Source organism: Paenibacillus sp. FSL H8-0048, assembly GCF_038002825.1.
Classification (GTDB): Bacteria; Bacillota; Bacilli; order Paenibacillales; family Paenibacillaceae; genus Paenibacillus_AQ.
In genome coordinates this window covers 6,577,083-6,601,462 of the sequence record NZ_JBBODF010000001.1, presented here as the reverse complement: position 1 = coordinate 6,601,462, position 24,380 = coordinate 6,577,083, and the positions used below count along the sequence as shown (strand labels likewise).

The window sequence follows — 24,380 nt, the reverse complement described above, 5'->3', positions numbered from 1 at the left end:
GTGAGAATCATGTAAGGAAAATTTTCCTTAGCTATAAAGTGGCTGTATAATAATCAGAAAAGCTCCGGGGTGCAATAATGGATAAACAACTTAAACAAAGCATTAAGACTGCGGCCGTAAACCGAGAAATGATTGTTGTATGGCTTCATGGTGGAGGAAAGGCGAAAGGCATTCCGGAGGTATCAGCAGATCCTGATCGGGTAAAGATCAATACCATCGAGGGGCCGGTTTGGGTGCCATATGTGGATATGAAAAGTATTTCACCAGTCATTAGACTGCGGGTTGAAGGTAAAACGAATGAATAAACCGTCCCCCAATTAAGATGGAGATGGTTATTCTGGTAACTATTTTCTAACCTTTATTGTTTCCAGCATGGCGGACTGACGATCTAGCAAACTAATTACCCGAGCACCGCCGTCCATTTTAAACCTTACTGATAATTGGTTAGGCAAATAACAAGGAGGTCCAACTCATTGATACATCATATCGAAATTAACGTTTCAGACCTTAGACGTTCGGCAGAGTTCTGGGGATGGTTTCTGTCTGAGCTGGGTTATACTCTATATCAGCAATGGGAAGAAGGCATCAGTTGGAAATCAGGTAACACCTACCTTGTCTTCGTTCAAACCAAAGAAAAATACCTGGAAGCCTCTTATCATCGCAGTCAGATTGGATTGAATCATCTGGCATTCCATGCAAATTTAAGAGAACAAGTAGATGAACTGACTACAAGGATTCGTGCTAAAGGTATGAATATTCTTTACGAGGACAGGCATCCTTTTGCAGGCGGAGAACATTATTATGCTCTATTTTTTGAAGACCCCGATCGAATTAAAGTAGAAGTAGCCGCTCCTTAAAATGATAAATATATATCTATGCACCTTCGCCTGAATACTGTTCCACCTTAAGGTCTCCGGTGTCAGAGATCAGCTCGACGAGCGGCCCGCCCTCACCGATAGAACCTTCCTGATAATCCGGCAGCGTGACCTGAACCGTTCCAGAATCCGCAGAGAACTGGGTGCGAAGGGCCTTAGGCGCTTCAGCCGTCTGGATAGTAATATCTCCACTGTCCGAGGTGGCATGGATATCCTGACTAATGTGCTCAACCGAGGCGGTGATTTTCCCCGTATCCGTCTTCGCATGGATAATCCCCTCTGCGATAACCAGCTTGATCGCTCCCGAGTCGCTTACCACCCGGTATTCCTTCGCCAGGACGGGGCCGATATCAATTTTTCCGGAGTCCGTTACCACCTCAAGCTGGTCTAGCCGGGTCGCAGGAATCCCAACCGTGAGCTTAAGCTCCGTATAGATGTCAAAAAAGCGGTAGCGGTTATCCTGAACAACCTTTATCCGGGTCTGCCCCTGATCCTGAGTAATGTCCAGCTTGTAATCCTTCATTAATGCCTTGGTCGTCTTCCCGCCTAAGGTTGCCTTGATTTCATCTCCCTGAATGGGAACCACATCAATCGTTCCAATCTGATTTTGAAGAAGAACGCTGGTGGTCTGGTCCATCCGGACAGGCTGTTCAAACGATAGCTCATGCACATTGAAGGGTGAATTGCCTAACAGATACAGCACTACATTTCCAATAACTCCAGTTGCAATCAGGAGCAGGGCAAGTCTGGTTACGTTCCGGGATCTATTTTTCAAAAGAAACCACATCCTTCTTGATAACTGTCAGATTATACTTCAGGTACCGGATCACAAGATGGTAATACAGCCGGGTGAGCTTCAATGTTCCAAGGGCTACTAGCAGTCCCACGCCGACCATGCCCAGCATCAGAAAAAGGCTATTGATAGACAGCGCAATCGACTGATACTGAAGAATTAACAGAACCGGAGAAATAAGCAGGGAAATAGCAACCACGAATACCCCGGCAATCACAGTTAAGGAAGTGATAAAAGGTAGCAGAACGATAACCAAGTTGAACAATCCTAAGCTCACCGTGGCCATAACCGCTCTCGTCACGCTTACGAGGGTTGGGGATTTGTCCGCTCGCTCAATCTGTGACTGGGTCAGTAGTTCACGGGCAATCACCCGGGGGTGGCCCAGCTTGGTAATTACGTCTGCTTCAGACCGCCCGCTTAACCGGGCAAACTCGAAATGCTCCTTGAACTCCCCCATAAGCTCGGCACATTCCTCAGGAGGAAGCAGCTTCAGATACCGTGCCAATTCATTCAGATAGGCCTCTTTATTCAATCCGATCCCCCCTTAATAATCTCCTGCACCCCTATTGCAAAAGCATTCCATTCCTCAATCATGTCGTGCATGACTCTCCTTCCTTCATCGGTAATCTTATAGTACTTCCGGGGCGGCCCCTCCTCCGATTCGGATAAATAGGTTGAGAATAACCCGTCTGCCGCCAGCCTTCTTAACAATGGATAGATGGTTCCCTCCGCAATGGCAAATTTCTGCGAGATCTGCTCCACCAGCTCATATCCGTACCGGTCCTTCTGTGAGGTCAACACAAGCACACATAGCTCCAGCACACCCTTCTTGAACTGAACATTCAATCCTTATCACCACGCTTTACTTAGTACTGTGTAATAAACAGTAGTCCCTGATACAAAGATTACCATTGACTACTGTTTATTGCAAGGTAGCTACTGGCAGCAGTTATATTTTACAGGATTAATTCATTATGAATTTTGTGTGCTATAGGCATATGCCGTGATGGATATAGGTTATAGTCCATAGACTATTGACGAGATAGTATTTGAGGAGGTTACCCCATGGAAACGAATTATCAACAAGTTGCCTGGAATTGTATGAATAAGTATGTCGGTATTACTACAAGTGATGGTCAGTCTCACGACGGGTTTATTGCTCAAATCGATCAGAACAACGTTATACTTGCCATTCCCACCAATGAAATGGTTGGCCAGATGAACGGAATGCCTGCTAACGCAACAACCTACAGACAATTCGGATACTATCCGGGTTTCTACCCGCGCCGCCGCTTTTATCCAAGACCTATCCCCTATGGTGCCATTACAGCTTTGTACTTGCTTCCATTTTTCATTTAATAATGATTAAGGAATACGTTATTGCGTGGGTACCCGCCCAGCTCTTGAAGTGGGCATTAGCATAGGATGATGTATAACCATTTGGGAGGTAACAAAGTGCTGAATAATCAAATGTATCCCATGTGCGAGATTGTCTGGATCATGCCAGAATAGTTTTTGTGAGGGAGCTACGACAGTAGCTCTTTTTTTGATAGATAAGAATCTATAAGTTTTGGGGTCCCCGCAAAGTACCTGAGTCATCACCTACGCTAAAGCCCCACTTTGTGGGGTTATTTTGCATACAGCAGTTGTTCATGCGGCAATAAGGTTGACGGGGTTTCTGTTATTAGCTTTTCACATTCCTATGTTAAAATAAGGTACGCGAATAACAACGGATGGTTATCATGATGAACATTACATAGACCTAAAGATAAAGCTTTTACAGGAGGAACCCTATGTTTGACCTTAATGATTATTTGCAAAAAGAGCTTGCGGAGCTCGTGGATCGCCATACTCCTATAGATGGTCCCCACTCTACATTAGTTTCGTCCCTCAGCTTTTCCCGTTGTTCTATTCCTTACCATTCTACCGAGACTGAACCTCCCTTCAAGCTTAACAACCCCTCACTCTGTATCGTCGTTCAAGGTCTAAAAGATATAGTTATTGGTAATGAGCGCTACCGGTATGGTCCCCCACACTACCTTGTAGCCTCTATGGATTTGCCGATCGTTGCCGAAGTGCTGGAAGCAACGCCCGAAGTGCCCAACTTAACCTGTAGGATTGAATTTACGCCCGGCCACATTTTAGAGCTAGTAGGCGATGATACACTCAAGGGGAACTTCAAAGGAACATCCAAACGCGGTATGAATGTTGGCGAATTGGATGTCCCTCTGTTAGATGCTGTTGTGAGGCTGGTTCGGCTGCTGGATACACCTGAAGATATTCCTGGTCTGGCGCCGCTTTTTGCCAAAGAAATTCTATACAAGATACTGCATGGTGAACACGGTGACTCCTTAAGACAAATTGTAACGGAGGGGAGTCCAAGCGTTCATATTAAAAATGCCATCGAGCACATTCTGAATCATTATCAGGAAGCATTCCGCATCGAGGATCTGGCACACATCGCGAAGATGAGTGTTCCGTCATTCCATCGGCATTTCAAGGAAATCACCGGCATGAGCCCGATTCAATTTCAAAAACAGCTAAGACTTCAGGAAGCCCGCCGCCTATTACTATCCGGGTCAGAGAATGCAGCGGGTGCTGCTTATCAGGTAGGTTATGAAAGTCCGACGCAATTCAGCCGGGAGTATTCCAGGATGTTTGGCTCTCCACCCAAAGAGGACATGAAGAAGTTTAAAAGTCGTCCGTGATAGGATTAGGCAACCTTTTGATCGGATCGGAGTACCGGTGGTTTGGGCATTCGCTGTATATTATGGATACCTTCAATAAGGTTCAACAAGAATAAAATTTATTCAGGAGGTATTCATGCAATATATTAAACTAGGCCACTCCGGCCTCGAAGTTTCACCGGTCTGTATCGGCTGTATGGGTTTTGGTGATCCCCTCATTGGTTACCCTGGCTGGGCGCTGGGCGAGGAAGGCAGCCGTCTTGTGATCAGACATGCGCTTGAGGCGGGAATCAACTTCTTCGATACCGCTAATCTGTATTCGCACGGAACCAGCGAGGAGAGCCTCGGCAGGGCGATCAAGGATTACGCTACACGGGAGAACGTCGTCATTGCCACCAAGCTGGGGGCTCCCATGCGTTCAGGACCTAACTCATTCGGGCTCTCTCGCAAGGCGATTATGACGGAAATTGACCACAGCCTGCGGCGTCTTGGGACAGATTATATCGACCTGTACCAGATTCATCGTGCGGACCCTTTTACACCGTGGGAAGAGACACTTGAAGCCCTTCATGATCTCGTAAAAATGGGCAAAGTGCGCTATCTGGGCGCCTCCACCATGAGAACTTGGCAGTTCGCCAAGGCTCTGCATCTCCAGAAAAAGAACAGTTGGGCCCGCTTCATCACCATGCAACACAACTACAACCTGATCGCCCGCGAGGAAGAGAACGAGATGCTCCCGCTCTGTGCTGACGAAGGGATTCAGACCATGGTCTTCAGTCCGCTGTCGCGAGGCGTCCTTGCCCGGCCTTGGGGTACACAAACGCCCCGCTCCGAGACCGAAGCCGGTGCTGCCCAATACTATCAGGCAACTGCGACAGCCGACCAAAAGATTGTGGAAGCCATCGGTCAAGTTGCAAAGGAACGCGGAGTTAGCCGCGCCGAAATCTCACTCGCCTGGCTGTACCGCAACCCAGTCGTTGCCGCCCCCATCGTGGGAGCTCTCAAAACCAGTCATATTGACGATGCGATAAAAGCCCTCTCGATCAAGCTATCCGACGAAGAAGCTGCAAGGCTGGAAGCCGCCTACACCCCCCGCATCGACGTAAATGTTAGAAATTCCGATCCGAAGTCGATTGCCCGCATGGCCGCAACCGTTGGGCATGAGGTTGTGCTTCCGGGTGGGGGGAAGTGAAATGAATGGATTAAGGGGCCCGTGCAGTTGCATGGGCCTGCTTGATAAATGGGAAAAGCAATAAATTTTCTATCCTGCCGCCTGATTTATGACACGTTGGCCAAGACAAGCTAATCAATACAATATAGTCAAGTAGCGCAAATGTCATCACAAAACTTTTATATAATGTGTTCTGACTCTTTCTTCTTGGGGATTGTAGGGACGAACAAAAGTATGCCCTAACGGAATTTCAATACCATGCTCAGTTGCGTGACTTACAGCTTCTCGACTTGCACTTTGCCCTTCTGGTAACTTTCTTACATGTCCTGGTACAAAATGTTTTTTCAACTCATTCTCATAGTCGCCGATACTTGTTGAAATTAATTTTGCTTTTTGATGTATAGGTCTCGGTACAAACCTTTTACCTATCGTTTTTTGTTCTTTAGATAAGTCATTAGCTTCCTCGCTGTTTAAAGAACTTACGTTAATTGATTTCATCCCGAATTTCCTAAAAATAAAGTCAGAACCACATACTATATCAGCATAGCACTCCCAAATGAAATCGTACAAAATGAACTCAAACTCAAGAAAGTCAACAGTATGTCCAAATTGACTTGTAGGGAATCCAAGCAAACTAAAGTATCCACAAAACTCAGATCCGCTTGAATCTTCTATTAATTCATCTTTATGATTTAATTTATGACCAAAAGAAGAAAAATGAACTTTGAATAACAAATGCCCTTTTCTTTCCAACAGAATGACTTGATCTATATCCCCTGCATTATAGCAATCAATTACAACTCCGTTAGGATTCATAGTAAACTTTCTATTATTCTCCAAAATATCAGTTTCATATTCACTCCATTTTATTGTTCTGGGCAAGGAAATTTTGTTGTTTTTTAACATATCATAATTTAACTGTGATTTCGAAAGTAAGTCCAAACTGTCCTCATCGTATAGTCCGAAAGAAAATGAATGAAAAATTAACAGTTCAGCAGCATGCAATTGGATAGTATACAGTTCTTTGGTCTTTTTTCTTCCTATTGATAGTTGATCATCAAACATATTCAACACTTTTTCTGTTATATAAAATGGAGGTTTATCAATAATCAGTTTTCCATACTTATCAATTCCCAATGGAACCTTTTTACTAGGCATGAAGTACCTAAATAAATCCATTAATTCAAACTGAATTTGGGTGTCTATGATACCTATTCCTTCGGTTATTAGATGTTTCTGTATTAGGTAATAGGATCTCCATAAATCAAACCACGCTTTATTATCTAGAGCGAACTTATATATTATTTTTAGAATGCTAATTCTCTCACTCACATAATATCTTGGTTCTTTTTTTGCTTTAAATAATAAAGTTGTCAGGTAACTTCCCAATACCGTTTGATTGATATTTTCATATTCTATTAAATGCTGCATCAGATCTGCGGCACCTTCTTTTTGTTCTGAGTGAGACAATGTGTTTTCATGTACAGATTCAATTACATACTTTCTATATCTAGATTCAAAATGCTTGTTATTTTTGACATAAAACGACCCGCTTTTTTTCAAAAACCTCACCTCCAAGAAATTAAGAAAAATAGATATCAACTATAAACTTAATATATGGCACTAGGGATATTATGTAAATGCTATACTCGCGAAGTTCACATATTAATTAAAATAAATACCTTCTCCCAAGTAATGAGGAATCTTATTTCAAAGATTTTCAATGAATTTCCGAGTTCTGCTGTGTAATGAGTTAGCCGTATTCTAATCTCAGTCCTGATGACATCCCGGACTGCTCATCAAGGATAAATCGTATATTCCGCTGTTTAAATTCCTTCTGCAACTGCTAGGTATCCTGGATCGGCGGCCAACATTTATGTAGGCCCGCTGAAGCATCTTTATTGTTGATAATATTTTTCATACCAATGGCATTAAATAATATTATGTGGATTATAAGGCCGACAGACAACGTTTTGAGGGTGAAACAAATGAATTAATTGTCCCCCATTTCTAGTGTGAGAAACGTTTTTTATGTATATGACGGTAAGAAAATATTCCTGAACGCAAAGAAATACCCCGCCAGTAATGACAGGGTGGCAAAATTTCTTCAGCATAATCTTATTATGATCCATTTTAAAAATGTTACTATTTTTACTAAAAAACCTACTTCGCCTTAATTTATAGAATAGATTTTCAATAATTCTGCAAATATTTCAACCACCCTTTAAAGCTGCCCATATAGTGAAACAAATGGTTGCTGCTATGCCTATTACAGCTACTATAGTAGAAATATTACCCCAAAAATTTTGTCTAACAAGACTTTGGACATGTTTCACATTTTCATTAACTTCTTGTTTTACTTCTTTTAATTGATCCTCAATTCGTTTTGAGCTCCCATTAACAGCCGCGAGAATCCTCTCTTCTCGCTCCTTAGCTTCTTCCCGTAATCTACGATCCTGCTCTTTCATTTCTTCGCGATAGCGATTTTCCCGTTCTTGTGCATCTTTATGATAACGATTCTCTCGTTCCCTTGAATCTCGCTCCATTCTTTCAAACATCATCTTTGTTGAATCATCCATGATATCATCACCGCCTCTTTCCAATGAATCATCCATTTTAGGCGCTACCTCTGCCGCCCCTCTGTAAAACTCTTGTGCAGCTCTTCTCATCTCCCCATTATTTGCCTGAGAATCAAAAACGGTAGAAGTGGCACTACGACTTGCCCTTATTAATGAATTAACCATATCTCTCATATATTTCTCACTATTTAGAAGTCCGCCAGTATGAACCTCGGGCTTCCAACGTTCACGAGAACTTTCACCCATTTGTATCCCCCAAATCTAAGAAAATTTCACTTATCATTTCAGAAAACTCCTTTGATCTTTGTTCTATGTATTCTTTATCTTCATCGTTCAAACTTTCACTATTATATTGATTTGCTAACACAGAAAGGCTGACATTCATTAAATGAAAAGCTGCAAATCTATCTAATTCTACATCATAGTAACTATTATCCACTCTGAAAATTCTAAATAAATTTCTTTTATTATTAATTTGATCTATTGTGAACAAGGCCAAAGGTGACATTATTTGAGCACTAAAACCCTTAAGAGCTCTCTCTTTAAAAAGAGTATTTATACACATATAAAATGTTTGATGGGGACTCTGAAGACCTTTAAAATTATCAGATTCATCAATTATTATCCTCATTAATGAGGCACCAATATTATCACCAAAAACCTCATCCATTTTGGTAATAACTTTCTGATTTGGTCCGTCAATAAACTGTTCAATTATTTTAAAAATGAATTCTTTATTCAGTGGATCTTCAGATAATATTACATCTATTTTTGAAAAATCAACACTCAAGTTACTAACCACATTATCACTCATATTTCACCCTCCAAATCTATGATCTTACCATCAATATACCAGAAATTTTTACCAATGCCACTTAATTTTTAGTCAAGTGACATTTTTCTATTATGTATGAAGAAAAGCAACCGGAACATGGGAAGGCGGAGATCGAAACTTTGTCTGTCATTCATGAACCGGTAAGCCATATTACCACACAATACTCTCGCAACAATTGAAAGTCTAGTGTAAACGGAATGGTTTCCGCGATGTATCACTGCATGGCCTGCGCCAAACTAACGCAACCTTCTTGCTAGGCCAAGGCGCATCCATTAAAGAGATCCAACATCGGCTACGGCACTCTACGTACCAGATAACCACAGACACATATGCACATGTCACAAAAAGGCTGAGTCGTAAAACAACATCACACCTTGATGTCTTCGATCCTAAAGTTCGCCCCCAATCTGTCCCCCAACCCGAAAAAAATTCCCATTCTCTATAAGCTGGCTTAAGCCATAAAAAAAGAAACCCCTTATATATCAAGGGATTCCCTGTTTTTTTAGTATGCCGAGGACGGGGGTCGAACCCGTACGAAGGTCACCCTTCGCAGGATTTTAAGTCCTGTGCGTCTGCCTGTTCCGCCACCCCGGCATGTTGTGTGCGCGTTATACGCGACAAGAGATATAATATCATGTATCTGGAGGATACGCAATTCCTTTTTCCAATATTTCTTCTTCATAAGCAGCAAATAGCCCGCTCAGCCGAGACTGACACGGGCTTTACTGCTTGGCGCTGCTGTTCCTTACTTGCAGAACTGCGGTGCCCTGCTCCGGCTAGTGGCGGTCGCGCTCGCCGGTTCTGCTGCGCATGCCTGCAAGGCCCAGGAGACCTACAAGACCGAGCCAGCCCCAGTTGGAGCGGTTGTCGTTGTTAGTGGTGCCTGTGGTGGTTGTGCTCTGTGCCCGGTAGCGGCCCGTCCGGTTATCGTTGGACAGCGGGGAGACGGAGCTGTTGTCGCCGGTACGGATTTTGTCCTTCATGATGGATTCGGTCTTATGCATGGAATCTCTGGTCTCGTTCATCAGAGTATTGCCCCGATTGTCCATCGTCCGGTCGTCCATATCGCGCATATTCATGTTGCCCATCCGGCCATCAGTGGTTGTGCCGTTCATGCCCGGAGCGGTGGTGCTCATAACGCCAGGAGTCGTAGTAGTCATACCGCCCGGTGCTGCTGCGGAGATGTCACCTGCTCCGAGCAGACTCATGGACAGGACGGTACCGCAGGCAAGACTTGTGATCAGCTTGTTCAAAATGTTGTGCCCCCTTCATGGATGTGGTTAATCGCTGATAATTTCCCCATCCGGCACAGCATCTATGCAGAGAAGTTATTCCTTCACAATGTTCACGGTCTTACTGGACGCATTATACGTGACCTTGGCTCCAAGCGCTTCGGCAATCGCACGTACAGGCGCATAGGTTACCGCATCGTCCATAACACCGGTCGTCAGCTTCTTACCATTAAGCGTAATATTTACAGGGATATCCTTGTTCACCTCTGGCTCACCTCCGGTTATGCGGCTTAGTGCGGCTGCACTCTGCTGGGCGGTCGGCCGTCTGCCTGCCTTCAGATCCTGGATGCTAAGACCGAAGCTCATCTGCAGATGAGCGTAATCCTTGAAGGAGGTCCAGTCCCCGCCCCATTCGAACCCCAGCTTCTTCCCCTCCTGCGCCACCTCCTGCCAGTCTGCCACCTTATCGCCATCCCCGTCACGGTTCATATCCCAGGACACATTCCTGCCATCCGGCAGCAGCAGCGCGAAGTCTATTGCCAGTCCGTAATTATGGTAGCTGTCGCCTCCCCGGGCATTGGTTACAATGTCGCCCTTCTTAGTTCTCCCTTGAGCATATAGCTCATTCTGCTGCGCTATCGTGCGCATGCCCTGCGTAATGAGGATTGGCACCCCCCGGTTATAACTGCGTCTAATCAGCTCGTTCGCCCCGGCCAGTACAGCCGGATGCAGCTTCGTAAGCCTTGCGGCCGACTTCTGCTTGACCTGCTCCAAAGTAAGCATCTACTCACCCCCTGGTATAGTATATGCCCGCTTTGGCCGGGCGGCTTACGCCAATGACCGTTTTTTCGTCAAAAAGAAGCGGTACCGCACCTGATCTCCCCGGATGAACTGTGCACCAACAGGCCAGAATAAGAATGCAGACCTGTCGTCAGGTCATTCTAACGGAAAGGGGGATGAACATGGAGATTCACAGCGACAGCTACAGAATAGCCCCGCTAAGCGACCAAGAGGATGTGGTGGAGGTGATCCGCCAGGCCGAATCGGAGATTGCCCGGATGACCGGGAACCCGGAGGTCACGCTGATTGCCTATGAGAAGACGGACGGACACCGCAGCAAGTAAAAGCTGTCAGACAATATAAGCCTCCACAATGTCATCTACAAGCAGCCACTTCCATTCCTCTGCCCACTGCAGCTTGATTTCCCGCGAGTGGGTATGGATGGAGGTCACGAACCCGCTCAGCTTCACCTGCTCCAGAGGACCATACAGCACCAGAGTTACCCGTACATGACTACGCAGCGATAAGGCCAGCGTATGCTCAATCTCCTCAAGCTTCTCCTCATCCAGCACCGGCTTCAGGCTATGCCAGGTCTCCCGCTGCTCTCTCCCCATCCGTCCGATCTGCTCCGGAAGCACCCTTCCGCTGCACTCCGGCAGACGGTTCCCTTCAAGCTTCTTGCCCATAGCCGTTCCTCCTATTCTTCATACAGAACATATGTTTGTATTATATCTGCGCTTTAGCAGCTTAGGCAAGCAGAAATATTTAGGTATTCCTCCATAGCAAAAAGACGCCCACAGTTATGCTGTACAGCGTCTTCCTTTGAACCCTTTTGCTATAACAAGTCTTGTCTCTGCCTATTTCACTGACGAAGTCCCTGCGCTTCCGGTACCCTGTTCCTGCTTGGCATCTGTGCCTGCATCTGACACAGTTCCTGGTACGGATTGCTCCGGATCAATCAATCCGGCGGCTTCTCTGGCTTCATTCAGCTTGGAGATGCCGTAGAGCATTGCTACGTCCGCCTGCTGATTCATCGCATTGAATTCCTCAGCGGTTACATCGGGCGATACAGCGCTCTTCGAAGCTTTCTCCTTGATCTGATAGGCACTCTGGAAAGCGATCATCGAATCTCTGAGGAGCTTCTCGATCGTATCCGGCAGGCCGCGCGCAATTTTAATATCGTTCACATGATCTGCAAGCTCGGAGGCGGTATCCTGGAAGCTGTCTACAGCCTTCTGGAATTCTTTGTCTGTCGCTTGTCCGGTGGAATAAGAGGTAAATGTCGTGTTGAAGTTCTCTAGCGAGGATTTGCCCATTTCGTCGAATTTCGACATTTCATCGTAAAAGTTCTGTACCGTCTCCTGCACCGCTTCCGGGGAAGCCGGCTCGGCGCTGTTATTGCTGCAGGCACTGAGGATCATGACGGCCATTAGCAGTCCTGCAAGTAAAGCTTGTCTCATAGTTAATATCCCTCCACTTAACAGAATAATATCGATTTTTGTTAAGTGCAAATGAAATTAATGTAAAATTCGCGGTAATGAAACATCTGTCAGCGGTTAAGCGTATTCATAGGAAGAAACAGCGGTCCATAACCCGTTGATGACTGGCAATTCCTGTTATACTATAATGAATTTATCCCTTCAAGGAGAGGAAGATTTATCATGGCTTATTGCACAGCATGTGGTGCGGAATACAAGCAAGGTGCCAGATTCTGCGGGGAATGCGGGGCAGGCACAGAAGAAGCCGGTTCTCCGGCAGCAGCACGCCGTCCGGCGGCTGGCCATAGCTCCGGTCCCGAACAAGAATTATGGCAGGGCAAGCCTGCCGGCATCTCTGACCGTCTTAAGGGACTGATCGGGCTGAATACCACCAGGTATACGATTACGTCCCAGCGGATTATGGTGAAGAGCGGACTGATCGGCAAGGATGTCGAAGAAATTGAGCTGCTGCGGGTCAACGATTTCTCCGTCACCCAGTCGGTTATGCAGCGTATGCTGGGCATCGGGACGCTGATCATTTTGTCGGATGATGCTTCATCTCCGCAGCTCCCATTCTATAGAATCCGTAAGGTTCAGACTGTCAAGGATACGCTGCGTCAAGCCGTCCGCGACGAGAAAATCGCCAACAACATCAGCTACCGCGAGCATATCTGACGCTTCGTTACACTTTGTTATGGAAGGTAGAGGGCTCCTGCCGGAATTACGCCTTTGGCCTGGCTGGGGCTCTCCCACATCAGTACCGCCCGCGCATCCCCCTGGTTCTCATAGTACTCCACCTTCAGCTCATGCAGCTTCCCCGCAATCAGACTTACGGTGCCTTGCCGCTCCTGCCCGCTCTGCTTGATCCAGCTGTCAATAATCAGCTTCCCGTCGATCCATATCCGTATTCCGTCATCTGAATAGGAGTAGATCGTGTAGGTCTCACTGTAGGCAGCGCTTATCCGGCCGCTCCAGCGTACCGAGAACAGATCTGCGTGAACAGCCGGATCAGGCGCCGCCTGCCTCCAGGCGAAGTTAATATTGGCATCTGTCCGGGTGAGGGCAGGCGTGCCGCTAAGCGTAATATTGTTATAGTACTGTCCGTAGAGGCCCGGCTTGGGTAGCACCCCTCCTGAAGAAGCATACGCCGCTGCCTTGGCCGAGTAATCATCTCTGGAGAATACTGCACTATTTTTCATAAAAGCCTGAATCACTGCCTCCTTATTGCGCTCATACAGCATCTTGCCCCAGGTCATCTGGTAGCTCCATTTGTTCTGCGGGCCTGCCAGCACAGCTGGCGGAGGAAGCTCCCCGTTCTCGCCGATGGCGATCAGCTTGCCGCGCCCCAGGTCCCAGAGCGTATCGTGATGGATTGCCTTGTAATCCCCCTCGAAAATATCCGCCGCCAGCACATCCACCCTGCCGCTGCCCGGATAATACTTTGCCGGCTCCTCACTGTTCTTGTTCTTGGCATTCGGACTCCACACCCACAGCAGATTGTGCAGCTTATGGTAGACCGTGTACCGCTCGAACATGATCTCCCACAGAGTCACGAAGGAGGCTTTCTGACCCCACCAGAACCAGCCGCCGTTCATCTCGTGGTAGGGTCTCCAGAGTACGGGGACACCGGCGTCATTTAGCTTTTTCAGGAAAACAGCGACCTTATCGAGCTCTGCAATCATTGCCGTATACTCTGGCGTTCCCGGTGTGATGTATTTGCTGAAATTAGCTTCGCTGAGACTCATGGAGACATTCGTCCAGGCTGGAGCCGTGCCCGGCAGGTTGGCATGATAGGTCATCGCTACGATGCCCCCGGCCTTGTGCCACCGGATCGCACTGTCGGTTACGCCCTGCCGCTGACTGCTGATGAGCTTCTCCGTCTGGCCGCTGATCGGCCCCATCTCATAGCCGTGCAGCCCAGCATAGGTGCCCGCCGTATTCTTCAGCTTGTTGTTGATATCATCCGGGCTCTCCAGGTAATCATGCTGGCCGCTGATCATTCCCTGGCCCTGCAGCCAGTACAGCGTCTCCAGCAGCTTCCGTGCGGGCGCCCCCAGCTCCGCGTCAGCGGGAGCCATCTGTATTTTGCGAAAAGCCGCTTGCCACTGCACATCACCAATCAGCCGTGAGGCTGCATCCAGCAGGTCCCTGAGGTTGCGCTGTTCCACATTTTCCACCATCCTTTTCATTGTGTTTGTACATATTATGACGAATTATGGAACTTCAGCACGGCTGCTGCACAGAATTCGGGCTGTCACAATCCGTTATTCTTACGCTATACTATTCAAGGCACAGGCATTATACCCCATACCCATTTACAAAGGAGCAGATATGAAAGCCAAAAAGTCCATCATCAGTCTCATCATTATTGCCCTGCTCAGTCTGTCCGCCTACCTCCTGGAGGAGAACGGGCAATGGCTGCCGCAGACCCCTTCCGGCCACTCTTCGGAGGTCATGAAGCTGAAGTTCCCGTCAGACCGCTACCCGGAGACCGCAAGGCACATCCAGAAGGCCATCCGTAAGGGAGAGTCAGCCATCTGCACCATCGACCGCAAGAATGCGGAGGAGAACCGCAAAGCGTCTCTGAAGGGAGTTCCCACGAAGAAAGGCTATGACCGGGACGAATGGCCGATGGCCATGTGTGAGGAAGGCGGAGCCGGGGCCCATATTGAGTACATAACCCCCAGTGATAACCGCGGAGCGGGAAGCTGGGTCGGCAATCAGCTGGAGGCGTTCGCAGATGGTACGCGTGTAGAGTTTATTTTTAAATAAGCTGGCCTGTGGGGGATGTTATTCAATTTCACTGCGATAAAGCGTAGAATGAAATGGGATAATATAACTTAGATGGAGAGCCGCATGTGTTCTATATCTGTTACCGGGGCAAACGGCTGTACGGCCCTATGTCCGAAGCTGAAGCCCTGCAGGAATGGTTTGCGCTTGCCGGAACAATCAAGGAGCTCTATATCATTGAAACGGATGCAGCAACAGGCAGAATCAAACGCCAGATCGGGCCAACGGTCCGTGCTCATAAGAAAAAAAAGAAATAGCCCTATCCGGCACAGGCCGGACAGGGCTACACTGGCTATAGGCTGTTCTAGAACAAACAGGCTTTTGTGATGATAACCAGCAGAATGAACAGAACCAGAATTGCACCTGTCGAAGTCCAAGGGCTTACTACCGGAACGATTGGAGGTCCCTGATTCACTCCACCTACGTTATTTCCACAACCGCAACCATATTCTGCTCCCATGATTAATTCCTCCTCTTGAATATTGAATACAGCACAGAATATGTGGAATTCTGCTTCATTGCATGGGCCAATTGGCAAAGAAATACCATTCACCTAACGGACAGGCGTCCAGTGGTCGATATAGAGTATGAAGCCATAGCTTCACAACAAATGGAGGGAGGAATGCCGGATGGATATTGCTGCATTATCCGTAGTGATGAGTCAGTCATCCTTACAGCAGGCCGCAGGGCTGCAGGTCATGAGCCTTGCCAAGGAGCAGGCGCAGAGCGGTGCCCAGGATATGGTTCAGATGCTGAGTCAGGCCACGCACCCCACCTTGGGAAAAACACTTGATATTCGAGCGTAATTCCTTTATGCTTACATACACAGGAACACCCGTTCCATATTTCAGCCGATGAAGAGTCGCGTGCTGAACTGCTGCTTAGCCCTTACGGGCTTTTCTTTTGGCCAATAACACGAACACACGATCTTATATATGGGGTGATGGATTATGCAAGGCTATTATCAGATGACCGCATTGGAGAAATGGACAGAGGATTTATACCAGCGCATTGGTGTCCGCAAGCCGTCCGACATCTCCATTGATTACATATCGAAGCGGCTCAATATCTGGGTACACTATCTCGATGTCCGCAGCAAGGCGATTGAGGCTACGGCCGGAATGTACAGCATGTTCATCGACAACCGGCTCCCTCCCGAGCTGCAGCGGCTGGAATTCCTCCACGAGCTGTGTCATCTGCTGCGGCATGCCGGCAAGTCTACGCTTATGCCCGGAGAGTTCACTCAGGCACAGAGAGATGAATCCGACCGGTTCATCCTGTATGCCTCCATGCCGTACAGCATGATTTCTGCGAACACGCTGCCCGAGCTCCGTGAGGATGCCGTTACTGAGCTTGCTGTAGCGTTCCAGGTCCCCGTCCCTCTCGCGCTGCAGCGGATCGACCAGATCCAAAGACGTATTTTCCAGGGGCAATTAATGGCTGTTATGGAACGTAACGAAGACAGAAATATCATCCACAGACATATTCGCTAAGCGCTGCGGGGATAATACAGACCATAGCTCAGCACAACAATGCAGCTCCGAACAACAAGCAATGTCATGATGAGATTCTACTGTAAAGGGGATCAAGATCAACGTGGAAGCCCTGAAAGTCATTCAATTATTGCTGACTCATCCTGAATACAGCGTGGATGCCGTTCATCCTGAAATTCCGGATTTTGTGGGTATCGAGACGATTGAAGTGGACCACGTGACCCAGACCTTCTCCATCCTGCTCCAGGAGCCTAAGGAATACGGCTGAGTAATGAACCGCCGGAGCTGATCACACCAGAGGGACCCATTACATGATAACAATTACATAGAACAGCCCCGCTAACACGAACCGGTAGAGCGCGAACCATTCCAGGCGGAGCCGCTTAATCAGCTTGATGAATGTGACGACTGCAATCATGGCTACGAGGAAGGACGTCACGAACCCGATCAGCATCAGGGTCAGTGAATCTGAATTCAGCAGATCCCGGCTGTCATAGAGGTCCAGAAGGCTGGCTCCGAACATTACCGGTACTGAGATCAGGAAGGTGAAGTCCGCAGCGGCTTTCTGGCTGGTTCCCAGCAGGAGGCCCCCTGAAATCGTCGAGCCGGATCTGGAGAACTCGGGCCATAGCGCTAAGCACTGGAACAGCCCGATGCCGAAGGCTTGCGTATAGTTAAGACCGTCCACCGTCTCTGACGTAACGGTTCTCCTGCTGCGCGCGGCGAAGATCATCAACAGGCCACCGGCAATCAGACCCATGAGGACCGGCTTAGGGCCGAACAACTGGCTCTTGATCGTATCTTTGAAGAGCAGATATACCACCAGTGCCGGAACCATAGCCAGGATCATGTGGATGGCATTCAGTCCCTTGCTCTTGGTGAAATCCAGCTTCAGCATATTCATCCCGATGTTCACATACTTTTTCCAATACAGCAGCAATACGGCCATTACCGCACCCAGCTGGATTACGATTTTGAAGGTAACCGCAGCCTCCCCTTCGAACTTCAGCAGATCCCCTGCCAGGATAAGGTGCCCGGTAGACGAGACCGGCAAGAATTCAGTCAACCCCTCAATAATCCCTAATAGTATTGCTTTGATAGCTTCAGTCACTGGTGAATAGCCCCTTTCGGAAGTAAATCAATATATTTCCAGTATAAGAGACGCAGATAGAATTCCCCATCGAATGGGCTAACAATATGGGGGTTGGTGTGACATAAGTGTCATGTGGGCCTGGAAGAATTCCGCGTTGTTAATTTGAAGCTGCATCCAGAAATATGCAACTTCATGCAATGAGCTTTCGTAAATGGAGAAAGGAGCTGGTAAAAATGGTTGTTATTTTCGCTGTTCTCTTCGTATTGATTGCAGTATTGAATATCTTCTTCCCGGCCATGGGCTGGCATATGCGTTACGGCTGGATGGTCAAGGGCGACTCCGGGCCCAGCGAGGCTTATCTTATGATGAGCAGAATCACCAGCGTGATCGTTCTTATTCTCTTTTTCTTGTTCTTCTTGCCTTCTATGTTTGGTTAATTCCCTAATTTAAAGCATTAAAAATCAAATATTGAAATTTAGTTGAACACGCGGGCCACAAAATGGCCCGTTTTTTCATTAGTAAAACTTATATATAATTGCATTTTAATAATAACCCTTACAAAGTCCTAGGACATATTATTCAAATCCAATTAAAAATCAACAAACGACATTAACCTCCAATATATTACAAATAATATCATTAAAAACCATACTTATTACTTATATACATATAAATCCATTTAATCTATTATTACTTATGTAACACACAAAATACTCATTTTGGAGGTTTGAAGTATGAAAAAGAAACTTTTAGTTGGCCTTTTAACCGTTACAGCTTGTTTCGCTTTAGGCTCCACCTCTTTTGCAGCAACTGCATCCATTCAGACTCCTGATCTTCCCGCAGTATCTACTCTAAACAAGGTTACTCCACAAGATGTGAGTGCTAAGGCTAGTTTTGAACAAATTATTGTTCACATGAATTCAGGATATTGGAAGTATCTCCCCGGATCACTTGAACTAATTTTTAATGATGGGGCTATTGTATTGTATGAAGATGGATGGGTTCAAGCTGTTCAATATGGAGCCTCAACTATATTTTCATATGATGAATTCGGGAACATAACTGCATATACTATTTTAGTAGATAGAAATTAAAACTAGCTCTTCTTTAAGACAGAACGTACATAAGAAAAGGAGCCGCCGACGCTTCCCTATCGGCAACCCCTTTTCTTATTTTCTTTTAAAATCCTTATTCCAGTTTAAAGTTAATTTTTGAAGGCTAACGGGTCTGTTCCAACTTCTACCATTGGTCTCCCATTCCTTGACCGCTTGCAAATAAGGTGTGTAAAATCTCCAATCGCTTATATCCCACGAACAATAAATTTTCCGATAGAATTTACCATAAGGAATACCTCGGGAGTATCTTCGCACAGCCTTGCTTGCCTGTCGTTTGGTCCAGGGATTTGCCTGATCTTTACTTACGGTTGTTTTCTTAACGCTTCTACTCAACTCAGCTCTAACCTCCTTCAGGGAAGCTAGAGACCGTCCAGTAATTTCATTGTTTCACCCCTTGATCAAATCATACACTGATTATATTTCATCTCCTTTAATTTTCACAAGATAAGGCTTACGCAACAAATTATATTTGTAAGCCATAAAATACGACTCCTTTTCCTTCAAAAAGGCCAGACGATTGACGGCACTTTAATATTTTCAAGGGTCCCGTTTTCCAACTTCACTTCAATATATAAATGATTATTCTTTTCCACTTTCTTTTCTATTCTTCCAACCGCAGCAGTACCTCCGCTTACGAAAAAACAATAAAAAATACATATGATCAGAATAATCACTGTTAAATTAACGATTTTTCTCTGGTTCGTAATTCCTCCTTATTGGGATAATGGAAAACTAAAGATCAGCTTGAAAGCGATACATGCTGATTCTATATTGTATAATTATAAAATAATGTATATGAAAGGTGAAATAATGAAGAACAGTACTAAATGGTTTGTTTACATATGTTGGTTCGGGGCTCTTGCTATTAATATTCGGTTGTTAATACGATCAATTTCAAACAATGAGCCTGTATTCTCTAATATAGTAGGTGTAATTTTATTGGTAATTGCTATTATTAGCTTACATTTCAGTGAGAAAGCTAAAGAACAAGAGAATGGAAGTAACAAGCTTTAAAAAATTTTAAGAAGTTCATGAACATAGTTATTGAGCATTTGCAAAAGCTATAAAATAAACCCGCCTGGCTTAATGCCAGACGAGTTTATTGTTTGAAAGTGTTTGAGAACACATATAATAGGCCCTCTAAAAACACAACTGCGCCAGCGCTTCATTATCCCAGCGGCCAGACACTTTGTTCAGCGCCAGATTCAGCAGACGCTCCCGCTCGGGGTCCAGGTTGACAACCGATACAGCTAGCTCCGTGTGGCCCTGCTCATTGACCAACACCTTACACCGCTGATGGCCTCCGACCATATTGCCGGTCTGCTCATTCCAAACAATCGGGTCGAATATAGCCGAACTCGTCCAGGCTGCGGCGAAGCTTCTCATACTCAGGATCTCCCGGCTGAAGATCGACGAGGGGATTATAGACAGCTGCGTTAAGCTGGTCAATCGGTATGATTCTGATGTCCATAAGGACCCTCCTTGGTAATATTTATTTTGTGTCAATATTAGTAACACCCTATAATCCTCACAACAATTGCTCATGCTAAGTTCGATCCCAAATCAGAAAGGATGAAGATAAGTGCCTCATGACCACCATCCTCACCACAATCACTTAATACCGATGCAGATCGAAGAGTATCACGAAGCTCACTGTCACCCTGACCATTGCCATGTTGGATCTTTTGTCCAAGGTCACACGGCTTTCGTCGACCCTCACACTTCTATCCCCACCACAAATCCTCCTGGACCAGCTCCCGGTGGATATCACTGGGCCTTTAATCCAAGACATACTGATGATCCAAATGGTGGCCACTTCCATGATCCGGAATGGGTATTACATCACAATGGACATTAAACTAATTTAATTGAAAAGACATATGCCTATTTTTTAGGTGTATGTCTTTTTCCCATTTGAGTTGAGTTGGTTTTTCATCTTTGGTCAGGCGAAAATCCAGCAGGAGACGGAGAGAACCTGCCCGTCCTGCCCTTTTTCACCCTCTTCAAAAACACACGTTCCTGAAAACAAGCCCTGAGAACGGCTTATAGAAGGTCATTTATATGCATAAAAAAAGCACCCGTTAAGGTGCTCAGATTGTCGAGAAACCCAGGTCATTTAAAGACCCTGGGTTTCTTTTGTATTTCAATGACTACCTGCAAACGGGACAACGAGGGGGTTACCCCTGTTTTTCCCGGCGATCCAGTTGAATCGCCATCTTCTTCATGTTCTGCACGGCTGCTGTCATCAGTGCTTGTTCCCTGACATTTGGCAACCCGCGCAACCGGCAATAGCGAAACCCATGGAGCTCTTTAGCATCCGCGAAGCTTCGCTCAATCGTTTCTTTTCGTTTGCGGTACAACTGCTTACCTGACTTACTAAGCCGGTTGTTCCGGACCCACTCCTTGCTGTCCTCCCAGACATGCCGGGTCACCACTTTCCGGTGGTTCTTGGACTGCGTACACTCGTTTAAAAACGGACAATTTTTACATTGCTCCGGATCTGACGCATACTGCTGGTAGCCTTTGCGGTCCGTCGTCCGGTACTTCAATTCTTGGCCGGCTGGACAGACGTACAACTCTCGCTCACCATCAAAAGTAAACTTCCATTTGGGAAACAGTCCTTGCTTGGGATGGAATCTCCGGTGAGCAATAACGGCAAATATCTTTCGGTTCTGTAAACCGCGGCAAATCGGCGTTGTTAGATACCCTGAATCTAGCGCAATAGCTTCCACTTGAAATCCAAAACGTTCCCTCTGACGGTCCAGACGCGACAAATACGGCACGGAATCATGGACATTTCCGGGCGTGACATGGACATCTGTAATGAGATTGTATTTCAGATCTACCGTCCGGTGGTCCAGATAAAAGAAGCCTTCCGGCTTACCGTCGCGGATCATATACCCGCTGTCGGGATCCGTCTTGCTCACTTTAATTTCTTTTTCTTCGTTCACTTCCTCTCTAGGTTTCAGGGCTTTTTTTCATGGTTTTTCCGGTCTGCTTCTACGGTAGCATTGAGCTCGTCCACATAATCCTTGGTACTTTGCAGTACCATTTGTTTCGTGTATTGGTGTTTGTTCGCACTCGCCTTGACGTGAGTAGAGTCTGAGACAAGAACCCGTCCGCCCACCATCCGGTGCGAAATGGCCTGAAGCACAATCTCATCGAAAATATCCTGAAAAATGTTCGTATCTTTAAATCGGGTTCGCCGATTCCAGCTAATCGTAGAGTGGTCTGGAACCTTGTCGGTTAACCCCAGCCCCAGAAACCAACGGTAAGCTAAGTTCGTTTGGACCTCACGTTCTAACTGACGTTCGGAACGAATGCCGTAGAAGTACCCCAGGAAAATCATCTTGAACAGCACGACTGGATCAATCGCAGGGCGTCCGTTATCCGAGCAATACAGGGGTCTAACCTTCTCATCGATAAACGAAAAATCAATATATTTATCTACTTTGCGAAGCAAGTGGTCTTGAGGAACCAAATCTTCAATAGAAACAAATTCGTAAGCTTGTTGCTTTTCTCGATTGGAACGCAGCATGTCGACACACCATCCGTTCTATAAATAGTTACATATATTATATAACATTAACGCGGTGTCGTGTGAAATCAAAATCACATAAAGAAGGCTGTCGAGACTTTCTCGACAGCCTGAGCACCCGTTAAGGTGCTCTTCTCTCTTTCATTAATCTTCATACCAGATAAATGCAACGTGACTATTTTGTTCTCTTTGGTACTGGATAGACTTCACCGTGACATTCTTATGTCCATGAAGCCATGAGTTTACAGTTGTTTGAAGACTCTGGATGGTTGCATGATGGATAATTTCGACGCTATTTTTCATTATTCTCACCTCCATAAGTCAATATTCGACGATTAGGAATTTTTCCCCTTCTGACATTTCAATCTGCCACAAAACTGTGCTGTCCCTTCCCAACGGCCCCATATGCATCCTGTACACTTCTTTGGTTGTATGGGAGGATCTTTCAGCGAATGACGAATATTATTCTGTTTTTTCCTCATGATCATTATCCTTCCGTAAATATAAGTACATCCACTGGTTCACAGCACACTTGGATACTGATCTTGATTTAAGAGCAGACTTCGAATCACGTTTCCAGGCTTCCGAACCAACAGCTTCGATCTTCCGCTCCAGTCCGGGTCTTGTCTTTCGAAGCAGAGTCTAGGCGGTGATCTTAAGCGCCTTGCAGATATCGCCGATCTTCTTGCTTTTGTTATCATCCAGCAGATAAGCGAGCAGGCGCTGCTCCTTTGTATTGAGCCTATAAGGTCCGGCCAGTTCAACTGCGACCTCCTCGCAGGTCATTTCCAAATCATGAAGCTCTGCTGCTATCTCCACCAGAATCACCCTTTCCTCATAATAAAAAGCCACCCAATAATGAGCGACTTCGGAATATGTATATAGTTAATATGTGCTGAAAGCCTGGCCAGATTAGAGGCGTCCGCTCCGCATCCGCAGCAAATACACTGCGCTCTTTGCTTAAAACCTTTGCGGACTTTGTAACAAAGGAGGACAAGACCATTTTACAGAGCCGGCGAAATAAGAGTCTAAGCCACCAACAGTGAATATCAGCCTTGAGCAGATCTATTCACTCATCATGCTTTTCATTGCTCACTATTTCGCTCAAGCGCTCGTCTTAGCATTATTGGATTTTTTAGCAGCTACCATCTTCTCTCTCATTTGAAGAAGCATTTCGATAAGCTCTTCACGGCCGCACATTATTTGACTTTGCTAGCTTGTAAGCCTGCTCAGTATACTCTCTATTCGTTACAACCCAGGTAGCCGAAGCGCCATAATGTGAAACACCTCCACGAACTTCTTGCACTGCCTTCAATCCAACGTTCTTTCTGTACCGCTTAGCCTGGACAACAATTCGCTTCCCGTCTTTGGAAAGGACCAGATCAGCACCGTAATCACCGGCTGCTTGTGTAACTTCAGCTTTGTATCCTTGAGAACGGAAGAGATGGCCAAGATATTGTTCAAATTGTACACCTTCCATTTTATCAATCTCAGCAATACCAGATTTTTCAAGCGCTCAGCCCGCTTCTGCCCTACCACAATCATCAATGCAACTACAATAGCCACACCGACAGCAGCGCCAACTATAGCACCTTGTATAGTTTTGGTTAAATAGTATCCTCCGAGTGCTAATCCCATTGCTGCTAAGCCCACCAACCCTTGGAAAAACTCCTTTTCCTGCTTTGCCTCACTCTTTCTTCTTGCCATTTGTAACCCCTCCGCTAATATGATCGTATAGGTCTGTATTCGTCACAAAGGAAGGAATTCCCTCTTTTGGTATCGAACTTTAGTCCTATAAATAATGGAGGTGACTATCTTATGGATAGAGTGAGCGAAGCTTTTAAACCAGTCATATTAAAAATGCTTTTTGGTGGTGCATCAATAGCCATGATCTTCAAGCTACTTCAAATATTTTCATAGA

32 protein-coding genes, 1 tRNA gene and 1 pseudogene are annotated in these 24,380 nt (G+C 46.1%); 15 read left to right on the top strand and 19 right to left on the bottom strand.

The window, feature by feature from the left end; genetic code table 11:
- Positions 1-77 precede the first annotated feature (77 nt).
- Both NSU18_RS28700 and NSU18_RS28695 read left to right on the top strand, forming a co-directional pair.
- A complete protein-coding gene (locus tag NSU18_RS28700) occupies positions 78-305 on the top strand; it encodes a hypothetical protein (RefSeq protein ID WP_341150656.1) in 228 nt (75 codons plus the stop codon).
- 168 nt (positions 306-473) lie between these two features.
- Positions 474-857 (top strand): VOC family protein, encoded by a 384-nt coding sequence (locus tag NSU18_RS28695; protein WP_341150655.1) that lies wholly within the window; start codon positions 474-476, stop codon positions 855-857.
- Positions 858-873: 16 nt separating this feature from the next.
- Here NSU18_RS28695 and NSU18_RS28690 read toward each other — a convergent pair whose 3' ends face one another.
- The 3 genes from NSU18_RS28690 to NSU18_RS28680 are packed head-to-tail and all read right to left on the bottom strand — an operon-like array spanning position 874 to position 2,514.
- On the bottom strand, positions 874-1,650 hold the full coding sequence (locus NSU18_RS28690; RefSeq protein ID WP_341150654.1) for a DUF4097 family beta strand repeat-containing protein: 777 nt from the start codon (positions 1,648-1,650) through the stop codon (positions 874-876).
- Positions 1,640-2,200: an HAAS signaling domain-containing protein gene (locus NSU18_RS28685; protein ID WP_341150653.1), complete on the bottom strand. Its 561-nt coding sequence runs from the start codon at positions 2,198-2,200 to the stop codon at positions 1,640-1,642. Before NSU18_RS28685 ends, NSU18_RS28690 begins: the two co-directional genes overlap by 11 nt.
- Complete coding sequence (locus tag NSU18_RS28680) at positions 2,197-2,514, bottom strand: PadR family transcriptional regulator (protein WP_036724153.1); 318 nt, start codon at positions 2,512-2,514, stop codon at positions 2,197-2,199. The genes NSU18_RS28685 and NSU18_RS28680 overlap by 4 nt, the downstream gene beginning before the upstream one ends.
- A 219-nt stretch (positions 2,515-2,733) precedes the next feature.
- On the opposite strand from NSU18_RS28680, the gene NSU18_RS28675 reads away from it, so the two are divergent.
- The 3 genes from NSU18_RS28675 to NSU18_RS28665 all read left to right on the top strand — a co-directional run bounded on the left by NSU18_RS28675 (position 2,734) and on the right by NSU18_RS28665 (position 5,547).
- Complete coding sequence (locus tag NSU18_RS28675) at positions 2,734-3,027, top strand: phosphatidylinositol kinase (RefSeq protein ID WP_341150652.1); 294 nt, start codon at positions 2,734-2,736, stop codon at positions 3,025-3,027.
- Positions 3,028-3,461: 434 nt separating this feature from the next.
- Entirely contained in the window at positions 3,462-4,376 is a 915-nt protein-coding gene (locus NSU18_RS28670) for an AraC family transcriptional regulator (RefSeq protein ID WP_341150651.1), read from the top strand.
- 115 nt (positions 4,377-4,491) lie between these two features.
- Positions 4,492-5,547: an aldo/keto reductase gene (locus tag NSU18_RS28665; protein WP_341150650.1), complete on the top strand. Its 1,056-nt coding sequence runs from the start codon at positions 4,492-4,494 to the stop codon at positions 5,545-5,547.
- A 147-nt stretch (positions 5,548-5,694) separates the two neighbouring features.
- Here NSU18_RS28665 and NSU18_RS28660 read toward each other — a convergent pair whose 3' ends face one another.
- The 3 genes from NSU18_RS28660 to NSU18_RS28650 form a co-directional block, all read right to left on the bottom strand.
- Positions 5,695-7,089 (bottom strand): hypothetical protein, encoded by a 1,395-nt coding sequence (locus tag NSU18_RS28660; protein WP_341150649.1) that lies wholly within the window; start codon positions 7,087-7,089, stop codon positions 5,695-5,697.
- A gap of 650 nt (positions 7,090-7,739) precedes the next feature.
- Positions 7,740-8,351 (bottom strand): hypothetical protein, encoded by a 612-nt coding sequence (locus NSU18_RS28655; protein WP_341150648.1) that lies wholly within the window; start codon positions 8,349-8,351, stop codon positions 7,740-7,742.
- Positions 8,344-8,919: a hypothetical protein gene (locus tag NSU18_RS28650; protein WP_341150647.1), complete on the bottom strand. Its 576-nt coding sequence runs from the start codon at positions 8,917-8,919 to the stop codon at positions 8,344-8,346. The genes NSU18_RS28655 and NSU18_RS28650 overlap by 8 nt, the downstream gene beginning before the upstream one ends.
- Positions 8,920-9,148: 229 nt before the next feature.
- Between NSU18_RS28650 and NSU18_RS32455 the strand changes: the two are divergent.
- Positions 9,149-9,385, top strand: a pseudogene (locus NSU18_RS32455) (tyrosine-type recombinase/integrase); the annotation flags it as partial.
- Between the two features lie 63 nt (positions 9,386-9,448).
- Here the strand turns inward: NSU18_RS32455 and NSU18_RS28645 are convergent.
- From NSU18_RS28645 to NSU18_RS28635, 3 genes are all read right to left on the bottom strand, one after another.
- Positions 9,449-9,534, bottom strand: a tRNA-Leu gene (locus tag NSU18_RS28645).
- Between the two features lie 182 nt (positions 9,535-9,716).
- Complete coding sequence (locus NSU18_RS28640) at positions 9,717-10,193, bottom strand: WGxxGxxG family protein (protein WP_341017633.1); 477 nt, start codon at positions 10,191-10,193, stop codon at positions 9,717-9,719.
- A gap of 75 nt (positions 10,194-10,268) precedes the next feature.
- Positions 10,269-10,955, bottom strand: coding sequence for a M15 family metallopeptidase (locus NSU18_RS28635; RefSeq protein WP_341017632.1), 687 nt, complete (start codon positions 10,953-10,955; stop codon positions 10,269-10,271).
- Between the two features lie 179 nt (positions 10,956-11,134).
- Here NSU18_RS28635 and NSU18_RS28630 point away from each other — a divergent pair, with 179 nt between their 5' ends.
- Complete coding sequence (locus NSU18_RS28630) at positions 11,135-11,296, top strand: hypothetical protein (RefSeq protein WP_200869526.1); 162 nt, start codon at positions 11,135-11,137, stop codon at positions 11,294-11,296.
- Positions 11,297-11,302: 6 nt separating this feature from the next.
- On the opposite strand, the gene NSU18_RS28625 is transcribed toward NSU18_RS28630, so the two are convergent.
- Together NSU18_RS28625 and NSU18_RS28620 are read right to left on the bottom strand one after the other, a co-directional pair.
- Entirely contained in the window at positions 11,303-11,638 is a 336-nt protein-coding gene (locus NSU18_RS28625; protein ID WP_341017631.1) for a YolD-like family protein, read from the bottom strand.
- Positions 11,639-11,809: 171 nt separating this feature from the next.
- Entirely contained in the window at positions 11,810-12,412 is a 603-nt protein-coding gene (locus NSU18_RS28620; RefSeq protein ID WP_341017629.1) for a hypothetical protein, read from the bottom strand.
- A gap of 201 nt (positions 12,413-12,613) precedes the next feature.
- Between NSU18_RS28620 and NSU18_RS28615 the strand changes: the two genes are divergently transcribed.
- On the top strand, positions 12,614-13,105 hold the full coding sequence (locus NSU18_RS28615) for a PH domain-containing protein (protein WP_341150646.1): 492 nt from the start codon (positions 12,614-12,616) through the stop codon (positions 13,103-13,105).
- Positions 13,106-13,122: 17 nt separating this feature from the next.
- Here the strand turns inward: NSU18_RS28615 and NSU18_RS28610 are convergent, their stop codons facing one another.
- The gene (locus tag NSU18_RS28610) at positions 13,123-14,619 is read right to left on the bottom strand and encodes a glycosyl hydrolase (protein ID WP_341150645.1); all 1,497 of its coding nucleotides are present in this window, start codon (positions 14,617-14,619) and stop codon (positions 13,123-13,125) included.
- Positions 14,620-14,761: 142 nt separating this feature from the next.
- Between NSU18_RS28610 and NSU18_RS28605 the strand changes: the two genes are divergently transcribed.
- Entirely contained in the window at positions 14,762-15,202 is a 441-nt protein-coding gene (locus tag NSU18_RS28605) for a NucA/NucB deoxyribonuclease domain-containing protein (protein WP_341017626.1), read from the top strand.
- Positions 15,203-15,288: 86 nt separating this feature from the next.
- A complete protein-coding gene (locus NSU18_RS28600; RefSeq protein ID WP_340752379.1) occupies positions 15,289-15,477 on the top strand; it encodes a hypothetical protein in 189 nt (62 codons plus the stop codon).
- Positions 15,478-15,524: 47 nt separating this feature from the next.
- On the opposite strand, the gene NSU18_RS28595 is transcribed toward NSU18_RS28600, so the two are convergent.
- Positions 15,525-15,680: a hypothetical protein gene (locus tag NSU18_RS28595; protein ID WP_155991357.1), complete on the bottom strand. Its 156-nt coding sequence runs from the start codon at positions 15,678-15,680 to the stop codon at positions 15,525-15,527.
- Between the two features lie 169 nt (positions 15,681-15,849).
- On the opposite strand from NSU18_RS28595, the gene NSU18_RS28590 reads away from it, so the two are divergent.
- The 3 genes from NSU18_RS28590 to NSU18_RS28580 all read left to right on the top strand — a co-directional run bounded on the left by NSU18_RS28590 (position 15,850) and on the right by NSU18_RS28580 (position 16,981).
- The gene (locus NSU18_RS28590; protein WP_341017625.1) at positions 15,850-16,026 is read left to right on the top strand and encodes a YjfB family protein; all 177 of its coding nucleotides are present in this window, start codon (positions 15,850-15,852) and stop codon (positions 16,024-16,026) included.
- 144 nt (positions 16,027-16,170) lie between these two features.
- Positions 16,171-16,713 (top strand): ImmA/IrrE family metallo-endopeptidase, encoded by a 543-nt coding sequence (locus NSU18_RS28585; protein WP_341017624.1) that lies wholly within the window; start codon positions 16,171-16,173, stop codon positions 16,711-16,713.
- Positions 16,714-16,816: 103 nt separating this feature from the next.
- Entirely contained in the window at positions 16,817-16,981 is a 165-nt protein-coding gene (locus NSU18_RS28580; RefSeq protein WP_155991360.1) for a hypothetical protein, read from the top strand.
- A gap of 39 nt (positions 16,982-17,020) precedes the next feature.
- Here NSU18_RS28580 and NSU18_RS28575 read toward each other — a convergent pair whose 3' ends face one another.
- The gene (locus tag NSU18_RS28575; RefSeq protein WP_341150644.1) at positions 17,021-17,824 is read right to left on the bottom strand and encodes an undecaprenyl-diphosphate phosphatase; all 804 of its coding nucleotides are present in this window, start codon (positions 17,822-17,824) and stop codon (positions 17,021-17,023) included.
- Positions 17,825-18,003: 179 nt separating this feature from the next.
- Between NSU18_RS28575 and NSU18_RS28570 the strand changes: the two genes are divergently transcribed.
- Positions 18,004-18,243, top strand: a complete 240-nt coding sequence (locus tag NSU18_RS28570) for a DUF6199 family natural product biosynthesis protein (protein ID WP_341150643.1) — start codon at positions 18,004-18,006, stop codon at positions 18,241-18,243.
- Positions 18,244-18,540: 297 nt separating this feature from the next.
- Complete coding sequence (locus NSU18_RS28565) at positions 18,541-18,900, top strand: hypothetical protein (RefSeq protein WP_341150642.1); 360 nt, start codon at positions 18,541-18,543, stop codon at positions 18,898-18,900.
- 1,161 nt (positions 18,901-20,061) lie between these two features.
- Here the strand turns inward: NSU18_RS28565 and NSU18_RS28560 are convergent.
- The 5 genes from NSU18_RS28560 to NSU18_RS28540 all read right to left on the bottom strand — a co-directional run bounded on the left by NSU18_RS28560 (position 20,062) and on the right by NSU18_RS28540 (position 23,939).
- Entirely contained in the window at positions 20,062-20,307 is a 246-nt protein-coding gene (locus NSU18_RS28560; protein ID WP_341150641.1) for a hypothetical protein, read from the bottom strand.
- On the bottom strand, positions 20,246-20,392 hold the full coding sequence (locus tag NSU18_RS28555) for a hypothetical protein (protein ID WP_341150640.1): 147 nt from the start codon (positions 20,390-20,392) through the stop codon (positions 20,246-20,248). Before NSU18_RS28555 ends, NSU18_RS28560 begins: the two co-directional genes overlap by 62 nt.
- 706 nt (positions 20,393-21,098) lie before the next feature.
- Positions 21,099-22,459, bottom strand: a protein-coding gene (locus NSU18_RS28550; RefSeq protein WP_341150639.1) for an IS1182 family transposase whose coding sequence is annotated in 2 segments (ribosomal slippage) — positions 21,099-21,889 and positions 21,889-22,459 — 1,362 coding nt in all. Because the reading frame shifts where the segments join, the coding sequence is not laid out codon by codon here.
- A gap of 642 nt (positions 22,460-23,101) precedes the next feature.
- Positions 23,102-23,278: a hypothetical protein gene (locus tag NSU18_RS28545; protein WP_341150638.1), complete on the bottom strand. Its 177-nt coding sequence runs from the start codon at positions 23,276-23,278 to the stop codon at positions 23,102-23,104.
- 367 nt (positions 23,279-23,645) lie between these two features.
- On the bottom strand, positions 23,646-23,939 hold the full coding sequence (locus NSU18_RS28540; protein ID WP_341150637.1) for a restriction endonuclease: 294 nt from the start codon (positions 23,937-23,939) through the stop codon (positions 23,646-23,648).
- Positions 23,940-24,380 lie beyond the last annotated feature (441 nt).